Origin of the sequence: Arachidicoccus rhizosphaerae (genome assembly GCF_900107765.1) — a bacterium.
Taxonomy (GTDB): Bacteria; Bacteroidota; Bacteroidia; order Chitinophagales; family Chitinophagaceae; genus Arachidicoccus; species Arachidicoccus rhizosphaerae.
In genome coordinates this window covers 45,072-52,793 of the sequence record NZ_FNQY01000029.1, presented here as the reverse complement: position 1 = coordinate 52,793, position 7,722 = coordinate 45,072, and the positions used below count along the sequence as shown (strand labels likewise).

Sequence of the window (7,722 nt, the reverse complement as noted above, 5' to 3'; positions counted from 1 at the left end):
AAAACATAAAACTTGTTGCGAAACCGCTAGGTCGTCCATCCGCAACGGCAGTGAAAAATCACATAAGACCGGGCGAAAGAAATCCAATAGAGGGAAAATTTGGCCAAGCAAAGACCAGATATGGCATGGACAATATAAAAGCCAAGCTGGCCAATACAAGTACTTCATGGATATCTACTATAGCCCTGGTGCTAAACCTGGTCCGGATGACCAGGCAGGCACCTGTATCCCTACTATTAAGGATACAAAATTGGCTAGCCTATCATGTAGTCAGGCTAGCCGGAAATTTCAGAATTAAAAATTATTATAATGTGTTAATGATCACCTAGCGGTGAGTTATTGAGCAGACTTTACTTAACCAGCCCTAAGCACAAAATGGCTATAGGGATTAATTTTTCTAGTGAGACCCGGCAGATTGAAGATTTTAAAACTGAAGTGTATTAAACAGGCAATGCAGATGTCAGCGTTGTCATCAGATAAAGGCTTTTGCCTATTAATTATTGTATAACCCGGACCTGCATTTTTTTCTTTTTATCCAAAGGGCGGTGCAGCAACTAACCACCACCTGGAGTAAAACTGATGCAGCTATCCGTCGATATGATACTCCTTTAGTTTTCTGTATAGCGTTCTTTCACTGATACCCAGATCATAGGCGGCGTCCTTACGCTTACCTCTGTGTTTTTTAAGTGCTTTGGTGATGAGTTCCTTTTCCTTATCCATGATGTTTAAGGTCTCTTCCACTTCCTCATGGCTGTGGATCTGGTCCCGGTCGGGATCGGCGGCATTTAAAATCACCGGCTGTCCCTGATGTGGTGGATTAGCAGGGACGGTATGTGCATTTTGCGCATGCAGGTGCGGCGGATCCTCATGGAAAGCGCCCGGAAGGGCAGCATTTGCGTAATAAGGTTTTATAGCCGTAGCCGAAGCTTCCTGGTCATTTAAAGACTGGTAAATCTTTTCTTTGGTATAATCATTCAGAGAGTTCGCGATCACCGGGTTTTGCAGGATTTCCGCGAACATCTTTTTAAGCTCGCTGACATCTTTTTTCATGTCAAAAAAGAGTTTATACAGGATCTCTCTTTCATTCATGAATTCACCTGTGGCGTTGCCCCCATGTGGGCCGGGGGAGAGCACCGGCAGGCGGTTATTATGATATTCCGGCAAAAACTGCTGCATCTGCTCCGCTGAAATACTATTAGACTTACTCAGCACGGAGATCTGTTCTGCAATATTTTTAAGTTCACGCACATTACCGGGCCAGGGGTAGCTGACCAGCAGCTGCATGGCCTGTGGCTCTAATTGCAGGGGGGGCTTGCGGTATTTCTCGGCAAAATCCACAACAAATTTTCTGAACAGCAGACTGATATCGTCTTTTCTGTCTTTTAAGGCCGGCACCCGGATGGGCACCGTACTTAAACGGTAATATAAATCTTCTCTGAACTTGCCATTCTGTGTAAATTCATATAAGTCGCGGTTGGTGGCGGCAATCACCCGGACATCTGTTTTCTGCACTTTGGAAGACCCTACCCGGATATATTCGCCGGTCTCCAGGACACGCAGTAATCTGGCCTGGGTACCGATGGGCATTTCTCCGATTTCATCCAGAAAAATCGTACCGCCGTTTACGGTCTCAAAATATCCCTTTCTGCTGTCAACGGCGCCGGTGAAAGCTCCTTTTTCATGACCGAACAGTTCACTGTCTATCGTGCCCTCGGGGATGGCCCCGCAGTTAACCGCAATAAACTTATTGTGCTTTCTGGAAGAAAGCGCATGGATAATCTGAGAAAACACTTCTTTACCCACACCACTTTCCCCGACAATCAGCACGCTTAAGTCTGTGGCTGCCACCTGAACGGCCACATTCAGGGCATAGTTCAGGCCTTGGGAGTTCCCGATGATATTAAATCTGTTTTTGACAGTTTGTAAATCCATTGGTTCGAAGTTTCCGTTTGATGTTGTAATGTCTGCCCCCTCCAGGCCCTGAAGCCAGGCAGGATAACTCCTGTTGCGTCCGGCTCAGCGTTGATCCTTTCTTTGTCCTTCATGGCGGATGCAGGGGACAGCTGTAAATAGGTTAATACCGGGTAAACCGTCCTTTCGTTATCCTAATTCTTATTTATATATAGGTAATCAGGCCATTGCAGGGACCATCTGTCCCTTTAAAGTCGCTTTATTGCACTCCTCTACCTTCACCCATACATAATCACCCTTTTGCAGATCCTGATCGTTCTTAGGAAAAACGATCACTTTATTCTGAGAGTTTCTGCCCATCCACTGCTGTTCGCTTTTCTTACTTTCTCCCTCAATCAACACCTTGTAGGTCTTGCCTACATCTTTTTTATTGCTTTCAAAAGAGAGTTCATATTGAAGGTCCACGATCTCCTGTAAACGGCGTTTTTTGGTCTCCAGGGGAACGTCATCCTCAAAGCGGCGGGCGGCCAGGGTACCCGGACGTTCGCTGTAATAGAACATATAGGCATAGTCATACTGGCTATAGCGCATAATGGACAGGGTATCTTCGTGATCCTGGTCGGTTTCCGTACAAAAACCGGCAATCATATCGCTGGAGATGCCGCATTCCGGAATGATACGCCGGATCTGATCTACTTTGGACATATACCACTCTCTGGTATAGGTCCGGTTCATCAGCTGCAGGATTCTGGAGCTGCCGCTCTGCACAGGCAGATGAATATAATTACAGATATTCTCATATCTGGCCATGGTCAAAAGAACGTCTTCCGTTATATCCTTGGGATGAGAGGTGCTGAATCTTACTCTTAATTCCGGGCTGACCTGAGCCACCAGTTCCAACAGGCGGGCAAAGGTGATGGTCTGACCGGTCTCCTCTTGTATAAAATTATAACTGTCTACGTTCTGCCCCAGTAAGGTCACTTCTTTAAAACCGCGGCTGAAGAGATCTTCTGCCTCGGCTACAATGGATTTAGGCTCTCTGCTTCTTTCCCGGCCCCTGGTAAAAGGAACCACGCAAAAAGTACACATATTATTACAGCCGCGCATAATAGAGATAAAAGCGGTAACGCCGTTACTGTTAAGCCTTACCGGAGAGATATCGGCATAGGTCTCGTCCCGGCTCAATAGCACATTAATGGCTTTCTGGCCGCTCTGCGCTTCTTCCACCAGTGCCGGCAGACTCCGGTAGGCATCCGGTCCGACGACCAGGTCCACCAGTTTCTCCTCTTCCAGAAACTTGGATTTGAGTCTTTCTGCCATGCAACCCAGGACGCCTACCAGGGCCCCCGGGCGGTTGGTTTTGTATTTTTTAAACTCCGTCAGTCTTTTACGGACGGTCTGTTCTGCCTTTTCCCGGATAGAACAGGTATTGACAAAGATCAGGTCTGCTTCCTCTGCATTGCGGGTGGCGCCGAAGCCTTCTTTATTCAGGATCGAGGCCACGATTTCGCTGTCGCTGAAATTCATCTGACAGCCATAACTTTCTATATAAAACTTTTTACTATATTGCTGTTCTCCCGGCAGCGGCTCATAAGCCTCACCTTGCCTGAGCTCATTAATTTGCTTATTTTGCAGTTCTAAAGTCTCCATTCACGAAATTTTATCCTGCAAAAGTAATTAAAAAATCCCCAAATGTCATAATGGCAGATATTTTGGAAAATTTTGGCTATTGGAAACCCCAAAAAATAGCAGAGTCTTTTATTTTTGAGCCCATAACGAGGGAACTGTCGCATGCTTTTTAAACAGACGGCTGAATAGTTAGATAAAAATAACAGCAAAATTTAATTTGATCATAACAGGGGTGTTTATTAAACTATTGCAGTCCGGTTCAATCGAAAGCAGGGTAAAGCATAATAAAATACGACCAGCCTACAGTCATTAGGCAGTTTTTTTATTATTTTTAATTATTATATAAGGACAGGGTAAAAGCTGTCTCTGTAAAGCACTATATGCGTGTGCGGATTTCAGGGAACCTGAGGCAACACGTTTAAAATAAAAGATTTAATTGAGAACTAAAATAAAGCGGCATATTTATCTAATGGTGGTGATGACGGCAGTCGTCTCATCCTTGCATGCACAAAACGATATACCGGTACGCTCGCTGCCCTCAGAAATCTTTGTGACCGTAAAAAAAGGAGCCACCGATACCATTCCATGGAAATGGAAATACGGCGGCAGCGGTAATTTATCGCTCGCACAGAGCTCACTGCGTAACTGGGCGGCGGGAGGAGAGGACTTCTCCATGGCGCTCACCTCCTATGTCAACAGCTTTCTTTATTACCGCAAAGGCAAGCACTCCTGGGATACCAATGTAGATTTTAATTTCGGTTATGTCCAGACCACGTCCAACGGGGGCCGTAAAAATGACGACCGGATTGCCGGTACTTCTAAATACGGGATTAAACTGGACAGTGCCGGTAAGTTAAATGCCTCCATGCTGCTCAATGGCCGCTCTCAGTTTTTTGACGGGCGTTCTTATTATAGCAGGGACAGTTCGACCTTGATCTCTTCGTTTATGTCTCCGGCCTATGCCGTGATTTCACTGGGTCTTGACTATAAACCCAAACCGGAGCTCTCCATATTTGCCTCTCCGCTGACGACCAGGCTGACCGTCATACTGAACCGCAAACTGGCCAGTCTCGGGCTCTATGGCCTGGATAAGGGACACCGCTATAACCTGGCGCCGGGTTTTTTCGCCACGATTAACTATCAGAAAGATATCATTAAAAACGTCAATTACCGGGCGAACTTAAACCTGTTCTCTGATTACACGGATAATCCGCAAAATGTGGATCTGGATATGAGTAATAATTTGAATTTTAAGATTAACCGGTTTTTATCAGCCACCTACAGCCTGGATTTAATCTATGATGATGACGTTAAACTATTCGGCCCCAACTCCAACAGCCCTGCCCTGCAGTTAAAAAGCAATATAGGCATCGGCTTTAATATGTCCTTCAAAACAGGCTATGCACGCATGTAATTCATAATGATTACATTTGCATTAAGACCAATCTCCAATCGTCTATGCAAGTTGCTATTTATGCAAGAATTCTACCTGCCGAATATAGCCAGGATATCCACTCCTTACTGGAGGAACTGACCCTTAAAGGCATTGGCATTCTCATCTATAAAGGTTTGGTGGATCAGTTTGGTGAGATTACCAGCCGTTTTTCGGCTATCGGCGTATTTGAGGACGGAAAAAGCCTGAGCCCGGACACGGATTGTCTGATCAGTCTGGGCGGTGACGGCACAATCCTTGACGCCGTGACCCTGGTGGGTGATAAAAATATTCCGATTCTGGGCGTAAATTTCGGGCGACTGGGTTTTCTAACCGGTGCCAGCAGGGAGGAGTTCTCCCTGGTGCTGTCGGAGCTGATCAACCAGAATTATATTATAGATTCCAGAACCCTGATTCATCTGGATGCTGGCATCCCCTTATTTGGAGACACGCCCTTTGCCTTAAATGACTTTACCATTACCAAAAGAGACGCCGCCCCGATGATTAAGGTCAGAACCTATCTGAACGGGGAGTTTATCAATTCCTACTATGCAGACGGACTGATCGTGGCGACGGCCACCGGCAGTACCGGCTACTCCATGAGCTGTAGCGGCCCGATTGTGTTCCCTGACTCAGCTAGTCTGGTCATCACCCCCATTGCGCCTCATCATCTCAACACCCGCCCGATCATCGTACCGGATAACAATGTCATCTCCTTTGAGGTGGAGAGCCGGGCGGAGGACTTTCTCTGTACCCTGGATGCCAGAAGGGAAGTCGTCAATAACAGCGTACAGCTGGCCATCCGTAAGGAGCGGTTTTCCATTAAGCTGATCCGGTTTAAGGAAAACAGTTTTTTATCGACTTTAAGAACAAAACTATCCTGGGGTTTTGATAAAAGGAACTAACACCCTGGCATCAGATTGGGATCCATCAATTGATACGAATCATTTACTTCAACAAAGAAAACCGGCACTCTGCTTTCTTATGATGATACACCGTAGATTAAAAACATTACCACTTACCGGCCGCCTGAAAAGCGTGCTGCTGTTCATGGCGGGCCTTATGAGCTGGGGCGCCCTTAGCGCACAGTCCATGAATTACCTGCCGCAGGCAGAAATAGGTATCGGGCTTGGAACCGCCCATTATTTTGGAGATCTGAACCCGGAGGGCAGCCTGAGCCCGGTGCATTACAGTGCCCAGGCTTTTTATCAGCGCTATCTGGGCAGTTATATAGGCGTCCGGCTCAGCGGGTCTTATGTCCATCTGGCAGCCTCGGACAAAGACAATAAGGACGCTGCTTATCATAACAGAGGACTGGATTTTGCCAATAATATTATAGAGCTGAGCCTGAGCGGGAGTTTTAATTTCTTCAAATATGCCCCGGGTGTTCAGGGCCATAGCTTTACGCCCTATGTAGGCCTTGGCATCGGCGGGATATATAGCGATCCCTACACCCATACGGATCAGGGAGAGAAAGTGTCACTCAGAAAGCTGGGAACCGAAGGCCAGTTGAGCAGCACCCCTCATGACGGTCAGAAATACGGGGCACTGGCCATGATATTTCCCCTTTCTGTCGGTGTCAGGCAAGCGATTAGCCCCAAACTTAATATTTTTGCCGAGGCCACCTACCGGTTCACGACCTCGGATTATTTGGATGATGTCAGCACGACTTATGCCGGGACGACGGCCTTTGACGGGGCTAATTACAAGGGGTCTGCCGCTCAGGCGGCAAGGGCTTTGGCACTGCAGGACCGCAGTCTGGACGGCAAAGCCCGGGCGGCAGGCTGGCAGCGGGGCAACAGCCTGGCAAAGGACCGGTATATGACCCTGCAGATAGGTCTTTCTTTTAATTTTGGAACCTGTAATTGTCCCGAGGTGTATTAGGGAAGAGCCAGCGGCCGCCCAGGCAAATCCGCCGGCAGAGAAACCTGGCTGACATCCCCCTGAATGCTCGAATAATTTTTGTACTTTTGCCCCCTTATTTTTGATACAATCAATGGAAAAGTCGCAGCAATATCAGATCGACCCGCAAAAGCTACCCCGGCATGTAGCCATCATCATGGATGGAAACGGACGCTGGGCACAGCAAAAGGGGGAGGACAGGCTCTATGGACACTATCACGGTGTGCAGAGTGTGCGTACGGTAACAGAGGTCGCTACTGAACTGGGTATTGAGTATCTGACCCTGTATGCTTTCAGTACGGAGAACTGGGACCGGCCTTCTCAGGAAGTGGCGGGCCTGATGCAGCTGTTGATTCAGACTGTACGCAAAGAAGTGCCGGATTTGAATAAAAATAATGTAAGGCTGCATGTCATCGGAGATATGGAGATGTTGCCCGAAGATGCCAGACAGGAAATGCAGGAGGCCCTGGAAGAAACCGCCGCCAATACCGGCGTGCAGTTGATTTTAGCGCTCAGTTACAGCAGCCGTTGGGAGCTGACAAGAGCGGCCAGGTTAATCGCCCAGGATGTGCAGGCAGGGAAGCTGTCTGCTGAAAAGATCGGCAAAGACACCTTGGCGCAGTATCTGACCACGGCTCCTTATCCGGATCCGGAGCTGATGATCCGCACGGGCGGAGAGAACCGGATCAGTAATTTTCTGTTATATCAGCTGGCCTATGCGGAACTTTATTTTACGGACATTAAATGGCCGGATTTTAACAAAGACGCATTTTTGGAAGCCATCAGTGCTTTTCAGATGAGAGAAAGGCGTTTCGGCAAGACCGGAGAGCAGGTGAAAAACAGCTGAA

7 protein-coding genes are annotated in these 7,722 nt (G+C 47.5%); 5 read left to right on the top strand and 2 right to left on the bottom strand.

Translation table 11 applies throughout. From position 1 onward, the window contains the following. Positions 1-329 (top strand): transposase (locus tag BLU80_RS17130; protein WP_211481787.1); only part of this gene is annotated, 329 nt, incomplete at its 5' end. A gap of 256 nt (positions 330-585) precedes the next feature. Here BLU80_RS17130 and BLU80_RS17125 read toward each other — a convergent pair. Together BLU80_RS17125 and miaB are read right to left on the bottom strand one after the other, a co-directional pair. Further along, a complete protein-coding gene (locus tag BLU80_RS17125) occupies positions 586-1,932 on the bottom strand; it encodes a sigma-54 interaction domain-containing protein (RefSeq protein WP_091400915.1) in 1,347 nt (448 codons plus the stop codon). A 198-nt stretch (positions 1,933-2,130) separates the two neighbouring features. After that, positions 2,131-3,561 (bottom strand): tRNA (N6-isopentenyl adenosine(37)-C2)-methylthiotransferase MiaB, encoded by a 1,431-nt coding sequence (gene miaB / locus BLU80_RS17120; RefSeq protein WP_091400913.1) that lies wholly within the window; start codon positions 3,559-3,561, stop codon positions 2,131-2,133. Between the two features lie 415 nt (positions 3,562-3,976). Here miaB and BLU80_RS17115 point away from each other — a divergent pair, with 415 nt between their 5' ends. From BLU80_RS17115 to BLU80_RS17100, 4 genes are all read left to right on the top strand, one after another. Then, positions 3,977-4,954, top strand: a complete 978-nt coding sequence (locus BLU80_RS17115) for a DUF3078 domain-containing protein (protein ID WP_139188191.1) — start codon at positions 3,977-3,979, stop codon at positions 4,952-4,954. A gap of 44 nt (positions 4,955-4,998) precedes the next feature. Continuing rightward, positions 4,999-5,877 (top strand): NAD kinase, encoded by an 879-nt coding sequence (locus BLU80_RS17110; protein ID WP_091400910.1) that lies wholly within the window; start codon positions 4,999-5,001, stop codon positions 5,875-5,877. Beyond that, positions 5,861-6,856 (top strand): type IX secretion system protein PorG, encoded by a 996-nt coding sequence (gene porG, locus BLU80_RS17105; protein WP_139188190.1) that lies wholly within the window; start codon positions 5,861-5,863, stop codon positions 6,854-6,856. Before BLU80_RS17110 ends, porG begins: the two co-directional genes overlap by 17 nt. Before the next feature lie 112 nt (positions 6,857-6,968). Beyond that, entirely contained in the window at positions 6,969-7,721 is a 753-nt protein-coding gene (locus tag BLU80_RS17100) for an isoprenyl transferase (RefSeq protein ID WP_091400907.1), read from the top strand. The last annotated feature ends 1 nt before the right edge of the window (position 7,722 follow it).